Here is a 26,685-nt window from a genome sequence, read left to right on the forward strand (position 1 = left end):
TTATATCATTTCCAAAGTAATTGAAACTATTCTTTAGAATAAAGTGACGGTTAGAGCAATCAAAAGAGAGATAAACCTAAAAAGGTAATGGCTTCGGTTAGGGAAGAAAGAATTAACATATCGATTAAGTATTACCTTAAAAGATATTATCAGCTGAAAAGCACGTCTATCCGAAGCACTCGATTTGTTATGCGATACCATCCTTTTTAACGGAAGTTTGCCTGCAAGGAAAACTTCAATATGATACGATATGAGCATATACATAACTAAAGGAGTCGGTTACTATGATCTCATTTGTTGTAGCAATGGATCGCAATCGCTTGATCGGTAAAGATAATCAGTTACCATGGCATTTACCTGCAGACCTTGCTTATTTTAAAAAGGTGACTACAGGCCACACAATTGTAATGGGTAGAAAAACATATGAGTCGATTGGGCGTCCTCTGCCTAAACGGAAAAATGTTGTCCTTACTAGGAGTATGAGCTTTAAAGCGGAAGGGTGTGAAGTCGTCTATCATGTTGACGATTTACTAAAGCTGGCCAAGCAAGAGGATGAATGCTTTGTTATTGGTGGTACACAAGTGTTTTCTTTGTTATGGGAGCATGTCGACCGCTTATATGTTACATACATTGATGAGGCTTTTGAAGGGGATACATACTTCCCAGAAATTGATGAAGATACTTGGGAGCTTGTTTCAGTCGAGCAAGGTACAGTTGATGAGAAAAATCATTACCCACATGAATTTCGGACATATGAAAGAATCGAGCGTTAGGCTAGGCAACTAAAATAAATCTTTTGGTCAAACTATCCCTCTTTGCTGCATATAATTGTGGTGAAGGGGGATTTCAAGATGAGAGCACCGAGAAAACGCAGACCCCAATCTCGAAAAGGTCCACTTCCATTTCGCTATGTTTTGTTATTATCTTTTCTTATTTTTGTAGTGTTAACCGTACAAGGATTATGGATCGTTGAGAAGGGGATTAGGCCCACTTTAATGGATATTGCCACCACCGAAACGCGAGTGATAGCGACAAAATCGATTAATGATGCGGTATCAAAGAAAATTGCGTCTGATCTTAATCAGGATGAGTTATTTATTGTCAAAACCGATTCAGATAATTTCATAACGTCCATCCAGTTTAATACACAGATTTACAATCGAATTTTATCAGAAGCAACGAACCGTGTTCAACGACATCTAAAAGCAATAGAAAGAGGAGAAGCCTTTGATGTATCGCTCGAAACAGAAAATGAAATCCCTCTAACGACAGAGGGGGGAATTATTTATAGCATTCCACTAGGGCAAGCAACGAATAATGCTTTACTTGCTCAGTTAGGTCCGCAAATTCCCGTTCGGTTTTCTGCCATTGGTGATGTGAAAACAGATTTGAAATTAGATGTGAAGAATACAGGGATTAATAATACGACGATGTCTGTCAATTTTGATGTGATTGTTGATGCTAAAATTGTCATTCCTTTTGCCACGAATACGGAGGCAATTAAGACTACGATTCCTGTAGGGCTTGTGAATATCCAAGGAAGAGTACCTGAATACTACTCAGAAGGTGGAGGAATGATCCTTCCAGCTGGTCAATCATCAAGTGGTGGAGGAAATTAATATTGTCAACTACTATAAAACATGGTACTATCCTATACGGTAATTGAATAGAGGTGCCTCATTGTACAATGAGGTAGAGGCGCGACGGCCATGAATATCTTTCTTAAGGATGACAACGTGGAGAGAAAGCGAAAGGGAATGTCGCCGAAGTGGAAGTAGAGGTCAGGCTGCTTTTACTGGAACTGCATTGAATAAATGCAGGGCTGTCATAACGTGGATGCGAACAGGTTATGGAGGACTACCATCTTAGTGGGGATATCACGTGCGCAATAGGCGATAGTGGGTAACCATTATTGTCTTTTTTTGTGGATCGAAAAATTCCAAATTGTAGTGAATGTTATGGAGTAGTTCCTATTTTATACCATATTTTTTAAGGGGTTGAGTCATTTGGAATCATCTATTATATCTTTATTGCCTCCAATTTTAGCGCTAGTCATGGTTATTTTCACAAGACGAGTCCTGTTATCATTGGGACTTGGTGCTATTGTTGGAGCATTATTATTAAATCAATTTAACCCACTTGCAGCAGTAGCGAACATCTATGCAATTGTCATGGGTATTGTCTTTGATTTTGAAGTGGAAGTCGTAACATTTGGAACGGTCACACGTGCAATCATTGATCAGCGTTTTGCGATTAATACGTGGGAATTTTTCATCGTTCTTTTCCTTTTATTATTAGGCATGATGGCTGCGCTGATCACGCGTTCTGGTGGAAGCAGGGCCTTTGGTGAGTGGGCAATGACACATGTAAAAACACGAGTTGGTGCTCAGTTGTTAACGGTTGTACTTGGGATCATTCTTTTCATTGATGATTATTTTAACAGCTTAACGGTTGGGAATGTTAGCCGACCGCTAACAGATCGGCATAGCATTTCTCGGGCAAAACTAGCTTATTTAGTCGATTCAACATCGGCACCAATGTGTGTCATTGCCCCGATTTCTAGCTGGGGAGCTTATATTATTGCGATTATTGCTGGGATTTTTGCCACGCACTCAGTGACAGAATACGAAGCGTTACAAGCGTTTATGCTTATGGTACCAATGAATATTTATGCATTGGTTGCCATTGGCTTAGTGTTAGCGGTAGCTTGGTTTAACTTAGATATTGGACCTATGAAGAAGCATGAAACGCGTGCTCGTGAAACGGGCGAATTATTCAATCCTGCGTTAGGTCCGATTCCTGGTGCTCAAGATGATATTAAAGCAAACGATAAAGGAAACGTTGGCGATCTTGTATGGCCAATTGTTGCTTTAATTGTTGGTACAGTTTTCTTTATGATTTTAACTGGAATTCAAGCGTCAGAAGGCGACGTCTCAATTTTAACTATTTTTGAAAATACAGATGTTGCAGCAGCCCTTGTATATGGTGGACTTTTCGGTTTAGCAATTGCCCTATTCGTAAATGTCATGAAACCAAAATCTGAAACAGGTTTAGTTGTATCACTAGTGATCGGTATGAAATCAATGCTTCCTGCTATTTATATTTTATTCTTTGCTTGGACACTCACTTCCATCATTGGAGACTTAGAAACAGGAGCCTATTTAGCTTCAATTGTCGAGAGATCTAATATAAATCCGATGTTCTTACCTGTTATTTTATTTGTGATTGCTGGATTTGCAGCTTTTTCAACAGGAACTTCATGGGGAACCTTTGCGCTATTGCTGCCAATCGCAGGTGAAATGGCGGCGGTAATTGATATTACGATGATCCTACCCATGATGGCGGCGGTTCTTGCTGGTTCGATTTTTGGTGATCACTGTTCTCCGATTTCAGACACCACGATATTATCATCAACTGGTGCGGGAAGTCATCACATTGATCACGTTGTCACACAGCTTCCTTATGCATTGCTTGCAGCGGGAATTACCATTATTTCATATCTTGTTTTAGGAGTGACGACAAGTGTAGGATTTAGCTTAATCGTTGCGTTCGCTTTGTTAGTCATAACGGTGATTGTGTTAAAACGAGTATCTCAAGAAAAAGCATAAGAATGAAGATGAAAAGCGCTAGAAAAAAGGATTCTAGCGCTTTTTCATATGAGAAGGATGCATTTTAGCGATTACTGATGAGGGTTAATGTAAATTTTTATTTCAGATAAAAGAGCGAGTTCAAAAGGTACTCTATAAGACTTGCAATGGCTTCACTCACTGCGCGTCTATCCGAAAAACCACTCGGATCGACTTAAAACATTGCAGTGGCTTCGCTCATTGCTTCGAGCTTGTTCAAAAAGCGAATTTTTCAACAGTGAGAAAGCATTACTAGTGAAATCAGACAGTTCGGGGTTGTTCGACAAAATTCTTCAAATTGTGAAATGATATTGACAAGTTAAGTAATTTTGAATATTATCATATTAAGGAACAAGTTTCACTAGTTCGAAAAAAAGTAGATCAAGGGAGGGTGGAATGAAAGCGGTTCCTAAAGGGATGTAAGAATAGGCTCATAAATAGCCTACAATTGTTTCTATCAAATAGGTAGTATAACTATTAAACTATACAAATGGGGGATTATGATGAGAAAAAGAAACGTAATTGTAATGATACTATCTTTTGTTTTTATAACAATTCTTGCTGCATGTGGAGGAAATGAAAGCACTGATATAAGTGAAACAGATGGTGAACAAACGTACAATTTTAGAGTATCGTTAGTAACGCCACCTTCACATGGTTGGACAGTAACAGCTGAAAAGTTCAATGAAGAACTTCAAGCTCGTTCGGATGGACGAATGAGTGCGGAAGTTTTTCCTAGTGAACAACTTGGATCTGAGGCAGATATGGTTCAACAAATGGAAATTGGTACGTTAGACTTTGGATTTATAACAAATGCTTATATGAGTACAAGATCTGAATCATTAAATGCTTGGTTTATGCCGTTTCTTTTCGAAGATTTAGAAGCTGCAAGTCAAGCTAGAGACTCTGAAGAAGTAGGAAAAATGTTAGAAGAACTTGAAGCACAAGGATTAGTTGGGTTAGATTTTAGTTTTGCTGGAGAACGACATGTATTAATGAAAGACGGTGCGATACAATCTCAAGAAGATTTACAAGGTAAAAAACTGCGTATCATTGGTAATCCTGTTATGCAAGAATTTTGGTCAAGTTTAGGGGTTAGTCCTACTCCAATGCCACTTGGGGAAGTATACTCTTCGTTACAAACGGGTGTAATTGATGGGATTGATATTGATTTAGATGCGCTTGTTTCTTTAAACTTACAAGAAATTTCAAACGATTTAACATTGACGAAGCATATGGCATTCCCAGCAGTCGTTATCATGAGCCAAAAGGTGCTTGACTCACTGTCTCCTGAGGACCAAGTAATTGTGAAAGAAGCAATGAAGGCTGCAGTAGATTGGGGAGTTGCAGATGCGATTCAACGAGAAAAAGATAATTTAGAGTTGTTGCAACAAGGAGGATTAAATATCGTCGATGAATTCGACACGGCCTCTTTTAAATCCGTTCAAGAAGACATTTATTCAAAGTACAGCAGCAATGAGCTAATTCAAACATTTATTGAAAACAATCAATAAACGTATAGGGGGGCATAGAAGTGACTTTAACCAATATATTCGGAAAAATAAGTGATTACGTTTTCAAAATTGAAAAGTCGATAGTAATGATCTTAATTATTGCGATGTTTGTATCACTTACAGCAGGTGTATTTTTCCGTTATTACTTAAATAGCCCCTTATTTTGGAGTGACGAGTTTGCGATTTTTACTTTAGTTTGGTTGACGTTTTTAGGCGGAAGTATGAGTATTAAACGGCAGGAAACCGCTGCCGTTACGATTTTAGTAGATAAATTAAACAATAAGTTTAAAAAAATTGTCGCTAGTATTGGCTTTTTAATTGTAATCATTTTTTGTTTATTTATCGTCTATTATTCATATATATGGCTGAGTTCACCAAATATCTCATTACAGAAATCGACTTCTATGCAAATTCCAATGATTTACCCTTATTTAAGTGTTCCTTTAGGCTTCTTCTTTATGAGTATACATTCGATTCATTTATTTTTACTAAGTCTTAAGGAAACTTCATAAAGGGGGGGTTACAATGTTAACTGCGTTACTTGTGTTTATCATTCTATTATTATTACGGATACCGATAGCGATTGTGTTAGGAATAACGAGTGTTTCCTATATCGTGATTAGTGGTAGTTTAGGACTTTTGCATACGGTCCCACAGAGATTATTTTCAGGTTTAGCAAGTTATGGATTGTTAGCGATACCTTTATTCATGCTTGCTGGTGAATTAATGAACTCTGGCGGAATTACTAAACGACTAGTTCGTTTTGCTAAAGTATTATTTGGGCATTATCGGGCCGGTCTAGCTTATGTCAATGTTGTCGCTAATATGTTTTTAGCGTCTATCATTGGTTCAGCGACAGCGCAAATTGCGATGATGAGTAAAGTTATGGTTCCAGCCATGGAAGAGGAAGGATATAAGCGCTCTTTTGCAGCCGCAACGACATCTGCAGCTGCACTACTCGGGCCTATTATTCCGCCAAGTATGTTATTTATTATCTATGGTGTTCAATCTGGAACGTCAATAGGTACGATGTTTCTTGCAGGAATCATGCCTGGTATCTTATTAGGTGGTTCCTTTATACTAGTTATCATGTATTTGGGGTATCGTTATCAGTTCCCACGTTCAGAGAAAGAGCCTTTGAAACATGTTTTTGAAGCTAGTTTTAAAATCATCCCAGCTTTACTTGTTCCGGCAATCATTATTGTAGGGATTATAAGTGGTGTGTTTACTCCAACTGAATCAGCCGCAATTGCGTGTTTGGTCGGGATTATTGTAGGATACTTCTTCTATAAAGATCTTAAAATCAAAAACATACCTGATATCTTAGTAAATACAGCAATGACAACCGCTACAGTGACGTTGCTTATAGCGATGGCGAATATATTTGGTTGGGTGTTAACATTTGAAGGCATCCCGCAGATGCTTGCAAAAACGATGACTGGAATAACAGAAAGTCCATTAATCTTTCTATTAATCACAAATCTCTTATTATTATTAATAGGAACGGTCATTGACGGGATTGCAGCTCTTATTATACTAGTGCCGATTTATTTGCCTATGATCACTACTTATGGAATTGATCCGGTCCATTTTGGGATTATTATATGTATCAATTTAACAATTGGTTTGTTAACTCCACCGGTGGGGGCTGGCCTATTCATAGCTTCTTCGATCGGACAAGTGAAAATAGAACAGTTAACAAGATCAATTTTTCCTTTTTTAGTTGTATCGTTTGTCGTTTTAATTATCATTACTGTTTTTCCACAGATCGTATTATGGATTCCGAATTTGGCAATGTAATCCTGAATCTTAGAAAAAGTGATGTATACAATAGAGAACAATCTATGGGCTCTAATAGTGTAAGATAATACTAGTAAAACATGAAGTGACCACATTTTATTTATTTGTGCGGTCACTTCTTTTTTTATTGTTTTTAGTTTGGAAGTATTCTCTAAATGACAAAAATGATTATGAAGTATGACCTACATACTGTAGGAAGGATACTATCCATATTCCTACACTGAATAGATAATTAAAAGAAAAAAAAACGATTATAATTCAAGTATGAAAAATGATTGATCTATTTATCTTTTAATAAAAGAGGAGTGAAAACATGAAAAATAATGATGTAGTTGTAGTTGAGGGAGCTAGAACCCCTTTTGGCAATTTTGGAGGAGCTTTTAAAGATGTTTCAGCAATTGAACTTGGAGTATGTAGCGCAAAGGAAGCAATTTCAAGGTCGAAAATTGATGTTCAGGATATTAATGAAGTTGTAATAGGCAATGTCCAGCAATCGAGTACAGATGCTGTGTTTGTTGGAAGACATATCGGATTGAAATCTGGACTTCCTAAGCATGTTCCTGGGTTAACGGTTAATCGTTTGTGTGGATCCGGATTAGAAGCCATTACCATTGCAGCCAAGAATATTTTAATTGGAGACACACAAGTCGCACTGGCTGGTGGTACGGAAAATATGAGTCAAATTCCATTTTTGTTACAAGGAGCTAGATGGGGGACACGTTTAGGGGAAGTACCAAAGGTGGTCGATTTCTTATGGGAAGCATTATATGATCCATTTGGTGATTGTACAATGGCGATAACAGCGGAGAACCTAGCTGAAAAATACGAATTATCAAAAGAAGAAGTCGATTTATTTGCAAAAGCAAGCAATGATCGAGCTATCAAGGCAATTGAATCTGGGAGAATGGCAAAAGAAATTGCACCTGTAACCGTGCAAACTTATAAAGGCGAAAAAGTAATCAGTCAAGATGAAAAACCAAGAAAAACAGAATTAGAAGATTTATTGAAATTAAAACCGAGGTTTAAGGAAAATGGTGTTGTTACGCCGGGAAATGCTAGTGGAATCAATGATGGAGCTGCAACGTTAGTATTAGCATCATCACAATATGCAGAAAAAAAAGGATTAAAGCCATTAGCAAGATTAGTATCCTGGAGTGTTGTAGGTGTAGAGCCAACACTTATGGGAATTGGTCCAGTCCCTGCCATTAAGGATGCTTTAAAAAAGGCAAACTTAAAGCTTGAAGACTTAGATTTAATTGAGATTAATGAAGCTTTCGCAGCTCAATATTTAGCTTGTCAAAAAGAGTTAGGCTTTGACCCGGAAATTGGAAATGTAAATGGAGGAGCAGTTGCTTTAGGTCATCCGTTAGGCGCTAGTGGAGCGAGAATATCACTCAGTTTAATTTATGAATTGCAATTAAGGAATAAAAGATACGGCGCTTCAGCGGTTTGTATAGGCGGTGGCCAAGGAATAGCAGCTATTTGGGAACGGTTATAATGTGAAGGAGGATCATAATGACTCAAACTCGATATAATATGTCAGTAAATCAACTGCTAGAAAAAGCCTCATCTTTAAACCCAAATAAAGAAGTAATTGTAGATGAAAGAAATAGGATGACATATCGTGAGTTAGACACTGAAGCTAGTTATCTAGCTTCAGGACTATCAAAACTAGGAATTGAAAAGGGCGACCGTGTCGCTGTAAGCTTACCAAACTGGCATGAAACAATTGTAATTTACTTTGCTTTAGCAAAAATTGGGGCCGTTTTGATCCCTTTTAATACACGTTTCCGTAAAGGCGAAGTGGAATATATTTTAAGAAATTCAGGTGCTAAGGCAATATTTTTTTCAGAGAATGTTGATAATGTTGATCATTATCAACAATATATGGAATTAAGCAATGAATTACAGACACTTGAATACCTTATTACGGTTCGTTTTAAAGCTGACCGTGCTGTTAGTTATACTAACTTAGTAGAGACAGGTAAATCAATTACATTTAATGTTAATAAAATCGATGTAGAAGAAGATATTTATGCTATTTTGTATACCTCTGGTACAACTGGTAATCCAAAAGGGGCGATGTTAACTCACAAAAATGTTGTTCATACAGCAGTAGCTGCGGGTGAGTGGATGAGATGTACTCCTGAAGATGTGTTTCTAATGCCAACCCCGATATTTCATGTGATGGGAATCAATTTTATCTTTCGCGCCGTCGCATCAGAAGGAAAAATTGTGTTGATGGAAAAGTATAAGCCAGAAAAAGCATTGTCGTTAATAGAAAAGGAAAAAGTAACTGTACATCCTGGTGTACCAACGATGTTTATCCTTGAGTTAAATCATCCTAAGTTTTTGTCTTATGACCTATCTTCCCTAAGAACAGGGGAAATGGCTGCTGCCGCTTGTCCAGTAGAAATTGTACAAAGAGTTAGAACAGAAATGAATTGTAATGTTCTTGTAGCTTATGGTATGACAGAGACTTCTCCTGTTTTGACTGTAACTAGTTTTGATGATAGCGAAAGGATTAGATCAGAAACGGTTGGAAAACCACTTCCTGGTGTTGAAATTAAAATTGTTAATGAAGAAAGAGAAGAATTAGAGGTTGGTGAAATAGGAGAGTTAGCTTGTAAAAGTTTCGGCTTAATGAAAGGTTATTTTAATATGCCAGAAAAAACTGCAGAGGCAGTTGATGAAAATGGTTGGTATTATTCAGGTGACTTAGCAACTATTGATGAAGATGGATATGTTCGAATCGTGGGAAGAAAAAAAGAAATGATTATTCGTGGAGGGTACAATATTTATCCACGTGAAATTGAAGAGCATTTTTATTCCCATTCTGATGTATCGGAAGTAGCGATTGTAGGGTTATCTGATTCAGTGTTAGGAGAAATATCTTGTGCTTGTATACGTCTAAGAGCCGGAAGAGATGTTTCAGAAGAGGAAATGATGAATTTTATAAAAAATAAGATTGCAGACTATAAAATTCCTGACAAAATTGTTTTTGTAGAAGAATTTCCAATGACACCTTCAGGGAAAATTAAAAAGGTTTTACTTAAGGAACAGTTAGCAAAGAGAATCACTACAAGATAACCATTTTTATGAAAGCGCTTATCTTAATATAAAGTTAACGAAACAATCTTAATTCAGAATATGAATTAAGATTGTTTCGTTTGTATTATAGTAATCTGTTAAACTGATAAAAACGAATGTGATTAAGGATTAAAAAGGAAGGGAGATTAATCAGATATGGAGATAAAAAAGCGTGATGAGTTAATAAAAAGAGTTGAGAATCACTTGCGCATGACCGCTCGTCAACTTGTTAAGTTTGATACGGAAGAAGAAACACTTCAATACTTAATTGACTCTTTTCGTTCAGAACTTGCCTGTGATTTTGTGGGAATTATTCTTAAAGATGGAGAAAATTTAGTTCCAGGAGTAACGAGCGGTGCCTCCGTTTCATTTTTTTCGAAATTCCCATTATATATTAATAACTGTTCAAGCGAAATTCTAACAAGAGCTTTAACCTATGAAGAAATCAAGCGAAATGAAAGTTGCGAATTGTCCCATTTATTAAAAAAAGAAATAATGAGTACATGGTTTACGGTTCCGATAAAAGAAGAGAGAAATAGCTATGGTTTTTGCATCATTGGATTTATGAATTCAGTAGCACTATTAAAAGAAATGGAACCTCTTTTTGTAGAATTTGGTAAAGATGTCGCAGTTGCTATTAGTTTGGCGAAAAGGAAAGAAGTTCAAAAAAAGCAAATACAAGGTGCTAAATGGATCAGTGAAAATATATCTCTAAATTCATCTATTGAAAAGGTAGTAGAAAAAATTGTAGAAAGAGCGGGAAAAGGTACAAACTCAAAAGTGGCATGTATCTACTTATATAACGAACAGGAAAATTGTTTTATTTATCAACCGCCTTGTTATGGAGAAATGAGTCAATCTAAAAGGATTGAGATCGATGATAATAATATTTTAAAAGAATACTTCCCCTTTTTAGAAACGACGGGAGGAAATCAATTAAGTGTGCCTTTAGTATTAGAATTAAAAACAATTGGTGTCCTTCATGTAGAAAATAAAACCAAGGGTGTATTTATAGAAGAAGACTTAGAGATTCTAGAGTTACTTTCTAACCATGTTGCAGCTATGCTTGAAAATGCACGCCTCTACAATATTGAAAAATACCATAAAAATCGATTGCATTCTTTATTAGATTATCAACATGCACTTGTAAAAGAAACAGTTGAGGCCGATCACTTTGAGGGGATTACAAAGACATTAAGTACGTTATTTACAAAATCTGTCGTCTTATTTGATCGATTTATGAGGCCGATTGCTTATAACTTGTGGGAAAAAGATGAAGCAGATCTCCCGACTTTTCTCGAAAATGCCACATATGCGATTGTCCAACGTAAAAATAGAGAGCTACCGTTTATGCTTGAACCGAGACAGAATATGAACGTAGAAACTTTTCCAATAAATGGAGGAGGGGATTTATTAGGGTATTTAGTGATCGAGATGGGGAATGAGAACATAGATGATTTTTTGAAACTAGGTATTGATTTGTCTTTGAATATTTACTCGTTACAATTTATGAAACAAAAACTAGTTTTTGATACAAAGGAACAAGTGAAAGATAGCTTTATCAATAAACTTTTGGTTGAAGAGATAAAGGATCAAGAAAGTATTATTCAATATGCAAATTTATTTAAGTGGGATTTATTTGATCAACACCGGGTTGTCGTCCTTTCCATTTTACTTGATGATAGAGATTCACTAGAGTGTAATATTCTTGAACAAGAAGCAAAAAAGTCACTATTGTGGGAACATTTAAAGAAACAAATTCGCATTTTCGATCAAGATATGATCGTAGCAACCAATAAAGAAGAGTATATATTAATCGTGCCAACTGTAAAGGAAAAAAAGAAACCTAAAGTATATTGGTCGACATTGTATCAGCAATTAAAAGAATGGATGAAAGGAGAAAAAGCATTAAGCACCATTTTCATGGGGATTGGGGGAAAAACCGAAAAGCTTGAAGATTATTATACATGTTATCAACAAGGTGTGCAGACACTGAGTGTAGTGAACCAGCGCTTTAAAGATTTAGGCTTTGCCTTTTTTGAAGAATTGGGTGCATACACGCTCTTGAACGATTTGAGGGATTCCGCGTCTTCAACACTTTTTGTTAATAAGCATCTAGGTCCATTAATTAATTATTCAAAAGGTAAAAATATGGATTTATTTCAAACGTTAAGAATTTTCCTCTATCATAATGGTAGCATTAAAGAAACTTCAGAAGAACTTTTTATTCATAGAAGTTCTCTTCTATACAGGTTGGAAAAAATAGAGAGTCTGTTAGAAGTAGACCTTCATTATTCTGAACATCGATTTAATTTCATGCTGGCCTATAAATTGTATGACTTATATTATTCAAATGCATAAAGTTGATTTAAAGCGTGGAGAATTTTTCCATGCTTTTTGTTGTTAACGCGAAAATAATAAACGGATGGGTGACTTAGACTTTGTGCGTGGGTCGACAAATCGATTAAGTATTCTCCCCTTAAATATGACGAATTTTTGATGGTATCTTCCTATACGGTGATGGTGTATTTTTTGTTTTAATATTCCTATAATTCAATTAAGGGAATTATATTTTATTAGATTATTAGGAGGCATTTGATTATGAATATTACGACAGTTGGAGTAGTTGGTGCAGGTTCAATGGGAAGTGGCATTGCCAATATCGCTGCAATGTCTGGGTTTAACGTAATCCTAAGAGATATTGAAGATAAATATCTTGAAAATGGATTAAAGAGAATTGAAGCGTTTATGGATAAGAGTGTTTCAAGAGGAAAGATGACAGCAGAGCAAAAATTAGAAACGTTAGAAAGAATTAAAGTAACAACAGATCTTAATGATATGAAAGAGGCGGATATAGTTATTGAAGCCGTAATAGAAGATTTGGATCTGAAAAAAGAAGTGTTCTCACAATTAGATGAAATAGTCCGTGAAAATGCGATATTAGCTACGAATACGTCTTCAATGTCCATTACAGTCATTGCATCTGCAACTAAGCGACCGGAGCGAGTAGCTGGCTTGCACTTTTTTAATCCAGCTCAGCTTATGAAATTAGTTGAAGTTGTACGAGGGTATAAAACAAGCGATGATACGGTAAATGAACTTAAAGCGTTTTCGAAACAATTGAACAAGGAAGCGATTGAAGTAAAAAAAGATACACCAGGCTTCATTGTAAACCGAATTATGATTCCACAATTTATTGAAGCAATCAAACTTTTAGAAGAAGGCGTTGCTTCTGCTGAAGATATTGATAAAGCAGTAACTCTTGGTTTGAACTATCCGATGGGACCATTTACTTTACAAGATTATGCTGGAGTAGATATCGGCATGCATGTGATGGAATATTTTAAAGAGGAATTTAATGATTCGCGCTTCGCACCACCATTATTAATTAAACAACTTGTAAACGCAGGACGTTTAGGTAAGAAAACGGGAGCTGGATTCTATGACTACGACAAATAATATCAAGGAAGAAGGCAAAGTGATGAGCTATGAATGTATAGATTGTCAAATTGAAAATCATGTAGCGACTGTGACAATCAATCGTCCACCAGTGAATGCGTTAAATAAACAAGTATTTAATGAAATAAATCAATTGATGGATGAACTAGAAGATTGTCAAAGTGTAAAAGCTGTTATTATCACGGGTGGAGGGAAAAAAGCGTTTGTAGCAGGCCTTGACCTCCAACAAGTGGTTGATCTCGATATCGTTGAAATGATGCAATTAAGTAAATTATCAGGTGCGGCCTTTTCAAAAATTGAGAACTTATCAAAACCAGTAATTGCCGCGATTAATGGAATAGCGCTTGGAGGTGGTTTGGAACTAGCACTAGCGTGTGACCTACGAATTTGTTCTGAGCAGGTAAAGTTTGCAATGCCTGAAATTAATTTAGCTATTATCCCAGGTGGCGGTGGAACCCAACGATTACAGAAGATTGTCGGGCAAGGAAAGGCAAAAGAAATCCTCTATTTCGGTGAAATGTTTGACGCAAGTAAAGCATTGGAATTTCAGCTCGTTAACAAGGTTGTACCAGAGGAAGCTTTAGTAGCAACTGCTAAAGAATGGGCAGAGAAGCTAGCTAATAAACCGACTGTTGCTATGCGAATGTTAAAAACAGCTGTTACAGCAGGGGCAAATAGTGATTTAGGCATGGGACTTACACTTGAAAGTGCTTGCTACAGTAATACATTTGCGACAGAGGATCGGATAGAGGGAATGCAAGCTTTTCTTGAAAAGAGAAAACCTGTTTATGTAGGGAAATAACGCTGGTGAACTTACTTTACCGAAAAGCTAAAATGCTGGAAAAGTTCTCGTCATTAAAGAGCATCCAGTATCTGGCTATAGCTTAAAACAGTTTTAATAAATATTGAAATAGTTAGGGTGAAGCCAATAATGAGGATGGTTGAATACACGTATAAAGTAACTTGGGGAGATACTGATGTAGCTGGTATCGTTTTTTATCCGAATTTCTATAAATGGATGGATCAAGCTACTCATCATTTTTTTACTCAGATAGGGTTCTCCACAGCAAAATTGTTTGTAGAAGATAAGATTGGTTTTCCTATCCTAGAAGCAAAATGTAACTTTAACATCCCCTTATTTTTTGATGATGATATCACGATTTGTTCCAAGATTAGTGAACTCAAAGATAAAGTCTTTACAATTGAACATGAATTTTTAAGAAAAGGGAAAAAGGTTGCAGAAGGTTATGAATTACGGGCTTGGACGAATTTCAGTAGAGACATTCCAAAAGCGGAATCGATACCAAATGAGGTAAGTCAAGCAGTAATGGTCGGTATATAGGAATTAGCCGAATAATCTATGTATAGCTAGAACCATTAGTAAAGCTGTCATCCCCTCTGAAGTTGACATGATTCGAAAGCGCTGTTTACTAAAGGAGGGGATTCTTTTAGTAAGAGATGTCGAATCTACTTTCATGTTATAGCATACTTCGAAAAAAATGTAATCGCTTCCAATTATTGAGAGGAAAATAATGGGTTAATTGCGAAGTTGAGAGCAAAACTAACTTTTGAAAGTTAGATATCATACAAAACTTTTTTTAAAACTATTATACGGGGTGTAAGTGATGTTTAAAAAGAAATTATTAATTTTTATATTACTGCTTTTGATGCTTTTACTGGTAGGGTGTTCTAACACAAGTAACTCTAGTGCTGATAATGAAACAGCAGAGAACGATAAGCTCGTCTTAAAAGTAGGACATATGTTACCTGATTCTAATGTCATTCATCAAAGTGCGCTCGTATTACAAAAGGAATTAGCAGAAAGAACAGATGGTCGAGTTGAACTTGATATTTACTCACAGGCAGTATTAGGGAATGAATCTGATATGTTCCAACAGTTACAAACAGGGACTATCGATATAGGGATGTTAACGGTTGGTGAATTAACCAATCATTCAGATGATTTTTCTGCATGGTATTTACCTAATATGATCTATGATCATCATGATGCTTTTGCAGTAGCTGCAACTGATGAAGCACTCGGACTTTATGAGACTTTAGATAATGTTCATGGGTTAGGTTACTGGTTTGGTGGAATGAATTATGTAGTAACAAAGGATAAACCATTTACGCAACTAAGTGATTTAAAAGGAATTACGGTACGAGTATTACCCAGCCCGGTCATTATTGACTGGTGGAATTATTTAGGGGCTAGTCCAACCCCGATTCCAATGCCAGAATTGTATACGGCATTTCAAACGGGGGTAGTCGATTCTTACGTGAATGATTTAGAAATTACATTGGCTCAATCGCTTAATGAAATTGGGAAATACTATACTCCTATTCCACAAGCAATTCCTGTAGGTATCATGGTGAATGAAGAATCTTGGGCTAGTATGTCAGAAGCTGATCAGCAAGCTTTTAAAGAAGCTTTAGAAGTAGCGATTGAACACAATCTAGCAATCAATCTTGAAAGAGAAGAAAACAACCGTGAGAAACTTATCGAATTAGGTGGAGAGCTTCATGAGTTTACTGAAGAAGACCTTATTTTTGAAAAGGGTTCTGAATTCCAGGAGAAATATATTAGTCAAAGTGACAAAATTAGAGTCTTTCTAGAAGCAGCTTTAGAAGCCACTAAATAATGATTGAGTAAAGTATAAACGTACCACTGTTCATTTCGCTTCTGTTCGTCTTGAAAAAAGGTGGAGAAACTGCTTATTGACTTGAAGTTGTTCAAAACGGAGAGTGGTGACGTTTTTGAACAACTTTTCAAATTTTTTCATTTCAAAAGAGAGGATTTTAATATGAAGAGTACTTTAATAGAAAAAAATATAATAGAACGAATTTTAAATACTCTTGTTAAAATGGTTGAATACCTTGTGATGCTTAGCGTTGGGTTGATGAGCATCATCGTGATTATTAATGTTTTCTTTCGCTACGTTCTTCAAATGCCAATTGTTGGTACAGAGGAACTAGCCCTTATCCTTTTAGTATGGGTTACATTCTTAGGAGCAAGTTTAGGAGTACGTAAAAGAGAGATGGTGGCAGTAACTTTCCTTATAGATAAGTTCCCACCTTTTTTTTACAAGGTGACACAAATCTTCATTCAAGTGAGTATTCTCTTGTTTTCTCTTTTACTTTTATATTTTGGGTATGAATGGTTGACATCATCAAATGTCATCAATTCTAAATCATCAGCATTGAAGATCCCTTTATGGATTCCTTATTCTGTTTTTCCTCTTTCGATGTTTATGATTACTGTTTTCACCTTAGACAACATAAGATTTTTGTTGAAAAAGAGGTAAGAAGGGAGTTCGAATATGTTCATCGTTGTCGCAGCTTTTATATTTTTCATTATATTTGGAATCCCGATTGCTTATGTCATTGGTCTAACAACAACTGTTTATATTTTCGCATTTGATAATATCAATTTACTAAATTCTGTACCACATAGAATGATAAATGGAATACAAAATTATGGGTTATTAGCGATTCCTTTGTTTGTACTAGTAGGGGAATTAATGAATTCCGGGGGGATTACAACAAGATTAATTCAATTTGCAAGAGTTCTCTTTGGTCATTTAAGAGGCGGCTTGGCCTATGTAAATGTCATAGCCAATATGTTTTTAGCCTCAATTATGGGCTCTACTAATGCGCAAACAGCAATGATGAGTAAGGTCATGGTTCCGGAAATGGAAAAGGAAGGATACAAAAAGGAATTTAGCACGGCATTAACGGTCTCATCAGCTTTAATTGGACCGATCATCCCACCTAGTATTATATTTATTATTTATGCGGTGACAGCTGAAGTTTCAATTGGGAAGATGTTTCTTGGTGGAGTTTTTCCGGGAATTTTATTAGGGGTAGCTTTTCTTATCTTAATCTCTGTTATCTCAACTAAGGAAAAGTTTCCTATCCATCAGAGAGCCCCAATTAAAGAAATCTGGAATTCATTTTTGAAAGTGTTTCCAGCTCTATTGATTCCTGTCATTATTGTCTTTGGGATCCTCACTGGGATGTTTACAGCGACTGAGTCAGCAGCTGTAGCTTGTTTTCTTGCTTTTATTAGTGGAGCGTTTATTTACCGTGAATTGAAAGTAAAAGACCTACCGCAAATTTTTATAAATACAGCAATTAATACATCCATAGTCACATTTATTATTGCTATGGCTACCATTTTTGGATGGGTGCTATCTATTGAGCGGATTCCTCAAACTATTGCACAATCTATGATCTCATTTACAGATAATCGTTACGTATTTTTGTTAATTTGTATCATTCTTTTTCTCTTAATTGGAATGGTACTAGAAGGTATCGCAGCTATTATTATATTGGTGCCGGTGTTACTGCCTGTTGCAATAACATATGGAATTGATCCAATCCAGTTCGGTATTATTATTGCGATTAACTTAACGATAGGGTTAATTACACCACCTGTTGGAACAGCTTTATTTATAGCCTCATCCATCACAAAGGTTAAGCTCGAAGTACTAGCAAGATCTACACTACCTTTTCTAACTGTCGCAATCATTATCTTACTAATCATAGCCTATGTACCTGTTATTACGTTATGGTTGCCACATCTAATGGGATGACTTTTTCCCTTATTTCGATAAATTGAGTATAGCCATTGAATTGAGCCACCTATGACATTGATAGAGCCAGGACTTTTGATCCTCTTAACAAAATAGTGAACGGTCTTTACACGGAGAAGTGGTTATGTCAGGCTTTTTTGCCAGGCAAGCTCTTAGCTGCCCTTAGTTGCCAAGAACCATGACCACAGAGACTCCGTGTCAAGACCCCTTGGCTAAAAGCAAATCATTATTATATAGTAAATACTCCTTATTGGCATTGATTCGGTCTTATTAGTGGCTCTGAAATATGGCACAAATGGCTCTGTTGATAGGCAATATTCATAAATAGAAATACATTCATACCAAAACCTTAAATACATTTATGATCATTGAATCTTTTGCCTAAAAAGGAATACGTTAATCTGAGAAATTTAAGTATTCCTTTTTAGTTTCTAAATTATCAGAATAAAAGTGTTATATTTGAAATCAATAAAATCCTCTGACTTTTACAAGCTAGTTTGTTGGTGAAAATGTATTCACTTTTATCCGAAACGAGTAAAAGTAAATAAATTGGGGAGGAGGTGAGATGACAGATAAAATTAGTAAGATCGGCAAAGACAGTTCTTTTAATAGATTGCTAATTTTGAAAGCGTTAACAAAAGAAAGGGATACGATTGTAAACTTATTTTAATTTCGATCTAGAAGCTTATGTTATGAAATACGAGAATAATAAACTAGAAGTAAAGTAAGTAAAAAACTTTCAAAGGATGAGTGATTAAAATGACTAGAAAGAAACTGTTAATTCTTGCTTTTGTAGTTGTCTATAGCCTTATTTTAACAGCATGTGGAAATAGTGAGGTTTCAAGTTCAGGAGATAGTGGAGAGAAATTCCCGGATGAAACGATAAAAATTCTTGTTGGTTATGAACCTGGGGGTGGTACAGATACAGGAGCACGGATCCTCGCAAGAGAATTAAGTGAATATTTTGATGTGGATGTTGTTGTTGAAAATAAGCCAGGTGGCTCAGGTGTTGTTGCTATGACAGAGTTAATTAATGCCAATGCCAACGGATATACAATCGGATTCAGTCCTAACGGTCCATTGACGTTGCAACCCAATTATGGTCAAACAACTTATGATTATAATGCGGCTGTACCAATTAGCCAAGTTGGTTCAGTTGATTTCTTTCTTGCTGTTCATAAAGATGCTCCTTGGGATAATATTGAATCATTTATAAAAGACGTACAAAATAACCCTGGTAAATTTAGTTATGGCATGCCTGGTGCTGGATCAATTGGAGAAATTGCTATGAAAAGTCTAGCCGAAGAAACAGGGATTGATATGAAAAAAGTTCCTTTCCAGGGTGGAACTCCGACCCGGACAGCTTTATTAGCAAAGGATGTTGAGGCCGTTGCGATTAATGAAGATAGTCTTATTCCCTTTGCTGAAAGTGGAGAATTAAAAATTTTAATGAACTTTGGACAAAAAAAGTTTGACAGTCTACCTGATATTCCAACTGCAAACGAAAAAGGATACGATATCAATCTGCAAATTGGTTTTACTTTATTTGGGCCAAAAGAACTTCCGAATGAGATTCGTGACACAATTGATGAAGCAGTTAGAAACATCATGGAAGACAAAAGTATACAAGAAGAATTTGAAAAGATTGGGTTGCCACCTATTTACCAAAATGCAGAGAAAACGAAGCGAATAATAGAAGAAGAATACCTTTCTAATAAGGAAGTTATAGAGAATAACAAAGAATAATTGTTAATGAATTTATTTATACGAGGTTATTCAAAAAAGGTGAAAAAGATGAGGCTGCTGAAAAAGTCCCTTTTAGCAGATTCGAGGAAGTAGCAATGGCTCCACACGTTGCGCGCCAGCTACGAGAAACCCACTCATAGCAGGCTTAAGACAAAGCAACGGTTCCGCTCATTGCTTAAAGACCACTGAAAAAAGGTGAAAACCGTACCTTTTTCAAGCGGCCTCGAAAAAGATTACCGTTTTGAATAACCTCTATAATCAACTATCAGGAGTTTTATGGTAATAAAAAATAGTGAATGGTAGAGAGTCGATAAAATTGTTTATAAGCAGAAGGGGTTGATTAATATGAATCAAACAAATGAAGGGAATTTTCAAGGTGTAATTGGAAGAACGGTTGATGACTCTATCCCTTGGTGGCCCAACCCAGAAAATTATAAAAAAGATGCGCCGAATATTGTCGTCATAATGCTGGATGATCTAGGGTTTGCTCAATTAGGCTGTTACGGGTCTGATATTTCAACTCCAAATATTGATAAGTTAGCGGAAAATGGACTTCGATATAATAATTTTCACACTACGGCAATGTGTTCTCCAACGAGGGCTTCATTATTGACTGGGCGTAATCCGCATTCAACTGGTATGTCATTCGTATCGGAATATGACAGTGGCTTTCCAAACTGCCGAGGGAAAGTAAGAAAAGATACAGCCATGCTTAGTGAGATGCTTTTAGAAGAAGGATACAATACATTTGCGGTAGGAAAATGGCATCTTACTCCTGGGAAAGAACAAAAACACACTGGTCCTTTTGATGGCTGGCCACTTGGGCGAGGGTTTGAACAATATTACGGATTTTTAAGGGGAGCAACAAGTCAGTTCCACCCTGAATTAGTGGAAGGGAACCAGAGGGTTTCACAGCCGAAGAGTGCTGAGGAAGGATATCACTTAACAGAAGATTTAACAGATAAAGCAATTGAATATATTCGTGCACAAAAATCAGAAGCTGCTGAGAAACCATTTTTTTGTTATCTATCGTATGCTGCACCACATGCACCCCACCAGGCACCATTGGAATTTATCGATAAGTATAAAGGTAAATATGATAAAGGTTGGGATGAGGTACGAGAAGATTGGTTTGCGAGACAAAAAGAACTAGGGATTATTCCTGAAAATGCTCAATTGCCATCTAGAAACCCAGGTGTCAAACAATGGAATGAACTGAAGGAAGATGAAAAACAGTTGTTTACACGTATGCAAGAAGTGTTTGCTGGTTTTCTAGAGCATACGGATTTCCATATTGGACGATTTATTCAATGTTTAAAGGATATAGAACAACTGGACAACACCGTTATTGTTTTCTTGTCTGATAATGGTGCGTGTGGTTTGGGTGGTGATGAGGGGATGGTAAATTCTTGGATCCCTACATCCAATGCTGTTCCCGAAACATTTCAGAGTAAAATGGCACGAATAGATGAACTTGGAGGTCCGAAAGCGAATAGCCATTATCCGACTGGTTGGGCGCAGGCTGGGAATACTCCATTGAAATTATATAAGACATTTACCCACGCGGGTGGCATTAGATGTCCTCTTATTATTCATTATCCAGAAAGGGTACAAGACGAAGGTGCTATTCGCACACAATATCATCATGTTACTGATATTGTACCGACGATTCTTGAATTAATTGGATCTGAAGCTCCGGAAATATATAAAGGAGTCAGGCAAAAACCAATTCACGGAACAAGCTTACTTTATACATTTGACAATGCAGAACACCCAACTCGAAAACAAGTACAACATTTTGAAATTGATGGAAACCGTGGTATCTGGAAAGATGGTTGGAAGGCAGTTACCCATCATAAGAAAGGTATCTCTTTTGAAGATGACGAATGGGAACTGTATGATGCAGAAAATGATTTTTCTGAATCCTACAATCTTTCTGCTAAATATCCAGATAAATTAAAAGAACTCATTGAACAGTGGTGGTTAGAAGCAGAAAAATTTGATGTTTTTCCTCTAGATGGACGTACGCTAAGTGAAAAACTATTACCAAATAAGAATAAGCAAGTAGAACAGAACGGGCCAGTTCACCGAACTTTTTATACAGCTTCGGCGGTATTCAATGGTCTACTTGCACCTGATTTAAGAAATAAATCATTTCAAATTCGGATGGAAATAGCGCGCTCTTCTAAAGAAGATGACGGTGTTATTTTAGCGCATGGTGACAATTCAGGCGGATACACTTTATATATCCAAAACAATCGTTTAGTCTTCCATTACAATTTTTCAAATGTACAACAATTTGTTATTAAATCCACTAGAGAATTACCGATTGGAATGGTTACTATTACGTTTTTGTTGACTAAAACGGGAGAAGACGAAGGTATAGGGAGAATGTTTGTAAATGAACAATTAATGGGTCAAGGATCAGTGTATCGCTTATCATCGCTCGGTTTTTCAAAGGGATTACTTTTCATAGGAAAAGATGGAGGGAACAGTGTTAGCCCAGACTACGATGCACCATTTACATTTAAAGGACAATTACAAAAAGTAAAATACGTACTAGGTGGTTACCAAGAAGACCTAGAGGCGATTGTAAAGGAAGAATTAATGACGGAATAAATAAAAGCTAACAAACTTACATCCGCTCACTTTATAAAAAAGCAGATAATACTGGTTACGTAAAAGATGCTGAACGATATGGTTGGTCATTTGTATTTCATCTGCTTGTATCTGAACAAACGAAAAAGAAAGTCGATAAGTTTGTGCAGGAAACTCCGTGGTGGTTTGTTGTGGATGGTGCTCGTGGAACCGTCCAGAAGGGGATGATTCATCCATTAAAAGGGAGGTTTTTTTCCTTTTTGAACAGACTCGAAGCAATAAGCGTAGTCGCTACATCTTTAAAAATCTTACTATGAGTGGGTTTCTCATAGTAAGACGAGTAGCGAACGGAGCCATTGCAAGTCTTCTAGATTACATTTATGAACATGCTCATAAAGAGAAATTTTTTTCCTTAGAAGTAAATTATATTTATTAAGAAATGAGGGAATTAACTTGGTTGGACGGTTATCTAGCTTCTTACCGCAAATAATAATGATTGGCTTTGGGGTGTTACTGCTTTATATTATTCCAATGCAAATAAATGACGTTTCCGAGGTGGCTATCGGTCCGAGATTTTTCCCGACTGCTCTAGTTTATTTGATCATTGTAATGAGTGTTATTTCACTTCTATTATCTTTCATAAGGAGTAGGAAGGTTATTCGTTCGAAAGAAGATAAGTTGGATGAGGAACAGCAGCTGGAGAGGGCATTTGCAAAAAGCAAAGGCTATAAACAGGTAGCCATCACTTTATTAGCACTTATAGCTTGGACTATTTTGATGCCGTATATAGGTTTTGTTGTTACAACGTTTTTATTAATGATTTCATTGATGTTTCTAATCGGGACCAGCAATCTTATGAAAATGCTTGTTATTTCTAGTTTGTTTACGATACTCTTATATGCTGTTGCCAACTATTTATTTCACTTAGCAATTCAGTCAGGAATTATATTTTAAAGGAGGTAAGTATAATGAATGAAGTAATGGCTAGTTTTTCACAAATATTTGCCTGGCAAAACCTTATATTTATGTTAGTTGGTATAGGTGTTGGACTTGTTGCTGGCTCTCTGCCAGGTATTAGTGTCACGCTTGCAGTAGCCTTAATGATCCCATTTACATTTAGCTTACCTCCCGATACGGCCATCTTAATGCTAATAGGTGTATACTGTGCTGGAACTTATGCTGGATCTGTCGGAGCTGTTCTCTTGAAAACTCCTGGAACGGCTGCATCTGCGGCGACAGCAGAAGATGGTTTTGCTTTAGCACGACAGGGGAAGGCAGGAAAAGCCTTAAACATGTCCCTTTATGCTTCTGTAGCAGCAGGACTTTTTAGTGGTCTTGTCCTCTTGTTTGCAGCCCCCCAAGTTGCTAAGGTAGCTTTGAATTTTGGACCACCTGAGTATTTTGCACTTGCTGTATTTGGATTAACGATTATTGCTAGTGTTAGCGGTCTATCTTTGAGTAAAGCAGTTGTAATGGCTTCTCTTGGAATGCTTATTGGAACAGTTGGATTGGATCCCATTACTGCCAACACAAGGCTCACGTTTAATATTCCAACACTTTTATCTGGGATTAATCTTATACCGGCGATGATCGGTCTTTTTGCAATATCAGAAATGTTTAATCAGATTGAAAAAGGAGTCAAAAAAATTTCCTCCACCGCAGAAGTTGAAAGAGAGAGATTTGGTTGGAAGAATGTTCTACCTTACCGAAAAACCATATTGAAATCTAGTATTATTGGAACGATTATTGGAGCTATTCCTGGTACTGGTGGCGCGATTGCATCCTTCATAAGCTACAATGAAGCACGCCGTTCTTCTAAAGAGAAAGATAAATTTGGAAAAGGAAGCATGGAGGGTGTTGCTGCCTCAGAAGCGGGTAATAACGGGACAACGGGTGCAACACTTATTCCGTTGCTCACACTTGGTGTACCAGGTGACGTTGTGACGGCTGTATTGCTCAGTTCCCTTCTAATTCAGGGAATCCAGCCAGGTCCTCAACTTTTTGAAACACATGGGGTACTCGTTTACACGATCTTGCTTGGTTTTATTTTAGTAAATATCTTATTGTTTGTAGTCGTTAAACCAAGCATACGTTGGTTTGAAAATATTACCCTAATTCCTTCGTCTATATTGTATCCAATTATTCTTATATTGTGTTTATTTGGTGCTTTTGCATATAATAATTCGATCTCATCAGTCTGGATTGCCATTATATTTGGTGTAATTGGTTATATCCTGCCCAAATTCGGCTATCCTGTTATTCCAATGCTAATTGCGATTATCCTTGGGCCGATGGCTGAATCTTCACTTCGTCAATCACTCTCTATGTCTGGAGATAACTTTATCATTTTTGTGGAAAGACCAATTTCCGCAATATTCCTTCTATTAGCGTTCCTTTCAGCGTTTATGGCAATCTATCAGAGAAATAGGAAAAATAAAGATGTATTTACAGATTGGAAGAAGGATGGAGATAAAACCTCTACAATGTAAGGGGAAAATAAAATCAATAGTAGACGATAAAACCAAGGCTAATGGAGTTTTGGTATACTAATAAGTATGAGTATTAATTCCTTAATTTCACAACTATACTTTTTTAAAGTATAGTTGTAAGTAAGGTGTAAATTTTCACCTAACTTTTCATTATAATATCCTAATCAGTAAAGTAGTCTTCATTACATAGAGGTACATATTTATTTCATGGCTCAATACATGGGTTTACAATAATAAAGGATTTATATAAAACTAAAATTAGTTAATTTTCTACTAAAAAACCAAAAAGGCGATGTCTTTATGAAATATTTGAGTAAAAACTTTATGAACAAAGAGAAACTGCATGATGTATTTTTTGACCCGGAGAAAAACGATTTATCTTTTGAGAGATTAATTGCAATTCTAAATGATTCCTATGATGGTTTGCTTCTAAGTGACGTGGACGGACGGATCTTTTATATGAATGATGCAGTCGAGCGAATCTCTGGGTTGAAAAATGAAGAAATGCTAGGATTAACGCCAGAGGAAATGCAAAAGCAAGGTTATATTTTAAGTCAATCGAAAAAGATATTGAAAAAAAATCCTCTTACAATCGTACAGAAATTAAGGAATGGCAAGGAGATCTTTACGACAAGTCGTCCTGTGGTCGATCAAAAAGAAAACGTCATCTGCTATATTGCTACTTTTCGTGATTTAGTAGAGTTAAATGAATTGCATCAAGAACATCAGATTCAACGCGAAATGGATTATCAAGAATTGCAAGAATTACGTTCTCTTTTTCTCTCGACAGAAGAAATCGTTACAAATAGTTTAAAAATCAAAAAAGTGTTAGAGAAAGCTGTGAAAGTAGCTAAATCAGATGCAACAGTATTGATCAATGGAGAGTCAGGTGTCGGTAAAGAGTTAGTCGCAAAAACGATTCATAATACGAGTATTCGCGCAGAAAATCCGTATATTCAAATTAACTGTGGAGCGATACCGGAAACGTTAATTGAGGCTGAATTATTTGGTTATGAAAAGAGTGCCTTTACGGGAGCGGATCGACCAAAAGCAGGCCTCTTAGAAGTAGCTCAAGCAGGAACGGTACTCCTCGATGAAATTGGCGATCTTCCATTAAATGTTCAAGTTAAATTGTTACGTGTTATCCAAACGGGCGAGTTTTACCGGGTCGGTTCGACGACCTCGCGGAAATTAAATGTTCGTTATATTGCTGCCACTCATCGTGATTTAAAGAAAATGGTACAAGAAGGATTGTTTCGAGAAGATTTATATTATCGCTTGAATGTGATCCCGATTGACGTTCCGCCTTTAAGAGAGCGTAAAGAGGATATTTTACCACTTGCTTTTCATTTTCTAAATAAATACAACAAAAAAAATCATCTTTCTAAAAGACTAGATAAAGAGACGAGCTTACTTCTAGAACAATATTCATGGCCTGGTAATGTACGACAACTTCAAAATGTTATTGAAAGAATGGTGATCATGTCAGAGGAAGACATAATCACACCTTCTGTTTTTCCTGAAGAATTATTACCACAAGGCAGGAAAGAATGGCAAACAAATAGCCAGTTGCCGTTTGATACTATTATTCCGTTAGCCGAACTTCGTGAAATGACGGAAAAAGAAATGATTGAAAGGGCCCTTAAAACGTATGGGAGCATTCGACAAGCAGCAAAGCATTTACAAGTTGATCACTCAACAGTTATTCGAAAAATTAAAAAGTATCGAATCGATATGAATGTAACATAAGAAGCTAGGTGCATAAATG

The 26,685-nt window shown here is 36.4% G+C and carries 20 protein-coding genes, 1 pseudogene and 1 riboswitch; all 21 genes and pseudogenes read left to right on the forward strand.

The window, feature by feature from the left end:
• Positions 1-284: 284 nt before the first annotated feature.
• The 21 genes and pseudogenes from LDX58_RS13675 (at position 285) to LDX58_RS13770 (ending at position 26,666) form a co-directional block, all read left to right on the forward strand.
• Positions 285-773: a dihydrofolate reductase gene (locus tag LDX58_RS13675; RefSeq protein ID WP_227937398.1), complete on the forward strand. Its 489-nt coding sequence runs from the start codon at positions 285-287 to the stop codon at positions 771-773.
• 78 nt (positions 774-851) lie between these two features.
• Positions 852-1,619 (forward strand): sporulation protein YunB, encoded by a 768-nt coding sequence (gene yunB / locus LDX58_RS13680; RefSeq protein WP_227937399.1) that lies wholly within the window; start codon positions 852-854, stop codon positions 1,617-1,619.
• 66 nt (positions 1,620-1,685) lie between these two features.
• A riboswitch (Lysine riboswitch) is annotated at positions 1,686-1,868 on the forward strand.
• A gap of 138 nt (positions 1,869-2,006) precedes the next feature.
• Positions 2,007-3,608: a Na+/H+ antiporter NhaC family protein gene (locus LDX58_RS13685; RefSeq protein ID WP_227937400.1), complete on the forward strand. Its 1,602-nt coding sequence runs from the start codon at positions 2,007-2,009 to the stop codon at positions 3,606-3,608.
• Positions 3,609-4,129: 521 nt separating this feature from the next.
• A complete protein-coding gene (locus LDX58_RS13690) occupies positions 4,130-5,140 on the forward strand; it encodes a TRAP transporter substrate-binding protein (RefSeq protein ID WP_227937401.1) in 1,011 nt (336 codons plus the stop codon).
• 20 nt (positions 5,141-5,160) lie between these two features.
• Positions 5,161-5,652, forward strand: a complete 492-nt coding sequence (locus LDX58_RS13695; protein ID WP_227937402.1) for a TRAP transporter small permease — start codon at positions 5,161-5,163, stop codon at positions 5,650-5,652.
• A gap of 13 nt (positions 5,653-5,665) precedes the next feature.
• Complete coding sequence (locus LDX58_RS13700) at positions 5,666-6,940, forward strand: TRAP transporter large permease (protein ID WP_227937403.1); 1,275 nt, start codon at positions 5,666-5,668, stop codon at positions 6,938-6,940.
• 313 nt (positions 6,941-7,253) lie between these two features.
• Positions 7,254-8,438 carry an acetyl-CoA C-acetyltransferase gene (locus LDX58_RS13705; protein ID WP_227937404.1) on the forward strand — a complete coding sequence of 395 codons (1,185 nt, stop codon included), beginning with the start codon at positions 7,254-7,256 and terminating at the stop codon, positions 8,436-8,438.
• 17 nt (positions 8,439-8,455) lie between these two features.
• Positions 8,456-10,030: a long-chain-fatty-acid--CoA ligase gene (locus LDX58_RS13710; RefSeq protein ID WP_227937405.1), complete on the forward strand. Its 1,575-nt coding sequence runs from the start codon at positions 8,456-8,458 to the stop codon at positions 10,028-10,030.
• A 156-nt stretch (positions 10,031-10,186) separates the two neighbouring features.
• Complete coding sequence (locus tag LDX58_RS13715) at positions 10,187-12,391, forward strand: helix-turn-helix domain-containing protein (protein WP_227937406.1); 2,205 nt, start codon at positions 10,187-10,189, stop codon at positions 12,389-12,391.
• A 240-nt stretch (positions 12,392-12,631) separates the two neighbouring features.
• On the forward strand, positions 12,632-13,489 hold the full coding sequence (locus tag LDX58_RS13720) for a 3-hydroxyacyl-CoA dehydrogenase family protein (protein ID WP_227937407.1): 858 nt from the start codon (positions 12,632-12,634) through the stop codon (positions 13,487-13,489).
• Between the two features lie 22 nt (positions 13,490-13,511).
• Complete coding sequence (locus LDX58_RS13725) at positions 13,512-14,291, forward strand: enoyl-CoA hydratase/isomerase family protein (RefSeq protein WP_227937529.1); 780 nt, start codon at positions 13,512-13,514, stop codon at positions 14,289-14,291.
• A gap of 135 nt (positions 14,292-14,426) precedes the next feature.
• Entirely contained in the window at positions 14,427-14,831 is a 405-nt protein-coding gene (locus tag LDX58_RS13730) for an acyl-CoA thioesterase (protein WP_227937530.1), read from the forward strand.
• A gap of 283 nt (positions 14,832-15,114) precedes the next feature.
• On the forward strand, positions 15,115-16,131 hold the full coding sequence (locus LDX58_RS13735; protein WP_227937408.1) for a TRAP transporter substrate-binding protein: 1,017 nt from the start codon (positions 15,115-15,117) through the stop codon (positions 16,129-16,131).
• Between the two features lie 162 nt (positions 16,132-16,293).
• The gene (locus LDX58_RS13740; RefSeq protein WP_227937409.1) at positions 16,294-16,794 is read left to right on the forward strand and encodes a TRAP transporter small permease; all 501 of its coding nucleotides are present in this window, start codon (positions 16,294-16,296) and stop codon (positions 16,792-16,794) included.
• A gap of 15 nt (positions 16,795-16,809) precedes the next feature.
• Complete coding sequence (locus LDX58_RS13745) at positions 16,810-18,084, forward strand: TRAP transporter large permease (RefSeq protein WP_227937410.1); 1,275 nt, start codon at positions 16,810-16,812, stop codon at positions 18,082-18,084.
• 759 nt (positions 18,085-18,843) lie between these two features.
• Positions 18,844-19,830 carry a tripartite tricarboxylate transporter substrate binding protein gene (locus tag LDX58_RS13750; RefSeq protein WP_227937411.1) on the forward strand — a complete coding sequence of 329 codons (987 nt, stop codon included), beginning with the start codon at positions 18,844-18,846 and terminating at the stop codon, positions 19,828-19,830.
• A gap of 345 nt (positions 19,831-20,175) precedes the next feature.
• Positions 20,176-22,449: an arylsulfatase gene (locus LDX58_RS13755; protein ID WP_227937412.1), complete on the forward strand. Its 2,274-nt coding sequence runs from the start codon at positions 20,176-20,178 to the stop codon at positions 22,447-22,449.
• 50 nt (positions 22,450-22,499) lie between these two features.
• Positions 22,500-22,666, forward strand: a pseudogene (locus LDX58_RS26980) (formylglycine-generating enzyme family protein); the annotation flags it as partial.
• 215 nt (positions 22,667-22,881) lie between these two features.
• Positions 22,882-23,382 (forward strand): tripartite tricarboxylate transporter TctB family protein, encoded by a 501-nt coding sequence (locus LDX58_RS13760; RefSeq protein WP_227937413.1) that lies wholly within the window; start codon positions 22,882-22,884, stop codon positions 23,380-23,382.
• Positions 23,383-23,396: 14 nt separating this feature from the next.
• A complete protein-coding gene (locus LDX58_RS13765) occupies positions 23,397-24,917 on the forward strand; it encodes a tripartite tricarboxylate transporter permease (RefSeq protein ID WP_227937414.1) in 1,521 nt (506 codons plus the stop codon).
• Between the two features lie 324 nt (positions 24,918-25,241).
• Positions 25,242-26,666, forward strand: coding sequence for a sigma-54 interaction domain-containing protein (locus tag LDX58_RS13770; protein WP_227937415.1), 1,425 nt, complete (start codon positions 25,242-25,244; stop codon positions 26,664-26,666).
• Positions 26,667-26,685: the final 19 nt, after the last annotated feature.

It is taken from the genome of Alkalihalobacillus deserti, assembly GCF_020734105.1.
GTDB classification, from domain to species: Bacteria; Bacillota; Bacilli; order Bacillales; family Bacillaceae_D; genus Halalkalibacter; species Halalkalibacter deserti.

Coding starts and splice junctions, on each gene's coding strand:
- LDX58_RS13770 (WP_227937415.1), top strand. CDS start 25,242: ATGAACAAAGAGAAACTGCATGATGTATTTTTTGACCCGGAGAAAAAC.
- LDX58_RS13715 (WP_227937406.1), top strand. CDS start 10,187: ATGGAGATAAAAAAGCGTGATGAGTTAATAAAAAGAGTTGAGAATCAC.
- LDX58_RS13740 (WP_227937409.1), top strand. CDS start 16,294: ATGAAGAGTACTTTAATAGAAAAAAATATAATAGAACGAATTTTAAAT.
- LDX58_RS13705 (WP_227937404.1), top strand. CDS start 7,254: ATGAAAAATAATGATGTAGTTGTAGTTGAGGGAGCTAGAACCCCTTTT.
- LDX58_RS13755 (WP_227937412.1), top strand. CDS start 20,176: ATGAATCAAACAAATGAAGGGAATTTTCAAGGTGTAATTGGAAGAACG.
- LDX58_RS13745 (WP_227937410.1), top strand. CDS start 16,810: ATGTTCATCGTTGTCGCAGCTTTTATATTTTTCATTATATTTGGAATC.
- LDX58_RS13750 (WP_227937411.1), top strand. CDS start 18,844: ATGACTAGAAAGAAACTGTTAATTCTTGCTTTTGTAGTTGTCTATAGC.
- yunB (WP_227937399.1), top strand. CDS start 852: ATGAGAGCACCGAGAAAACGCAGACCCCAATCTCGAAAAGGTCCACTT.
- LDX58_RS13765 (WP_227937414.1), top strand. CDS start 23,397: ATGAATGAAGTAATGGCTAGTTTTTCACAAATATTTGCCTGGCAAAAC.
- LDX58_RS13725 (WP_227937529.1), top strand. CDS start 13,512: ATGAGCTATGAATGTATAGATTGTCAAATTGAAAATCATGTAGCGACT.
- LDX58_RS13730 (WP_227937530.1), top strand. CDS start 14,427: ATGGTTGAATACACGTATAAAGTAACTTGGGGAGATACTGATGTAGCT.
- LDX58_RS13710 (WP_227937405.1), top strand. CDS start 8,456: ATGACTCAAACTCGATATAATATGTCAGTAAATCAACTGCTAGAAAAA.
- LDX58_RS13675 (WP_227937398.1), top strand. CDS start 285: ATGATCTCATTTGTTGTAGCAATGGATCGCAATCGCTTGATCGGTAAA.
- LDX58_RS13735 (WP_227937408.1), top strand. CDS start 15,115: ATGTTTAAAAAGAAATTATTAATTTTTATATTACTGCTTTTGATGCTT.
- LDX58_RS13690 (WP_227937401.1), top strand. CDS start 4,130: ATGAGAAAAAGAAACGTAATTGTAATGATACTATCTTTTGTTTTTATA.
- LDX58_RS13700 (WP_227937403.1), top strand. CDS start 5,666: ATGTTAACTGCGTTACTTGTGTTTATCATTCTATTATTATTACGGATA.
- LDX58_RS13720 (WP_227937407.1), top strand. CDS start 12,632: ATGAATATTACGACAGTTGGAGTAGTTGGTGCAGGTTCAATGGGAAGT.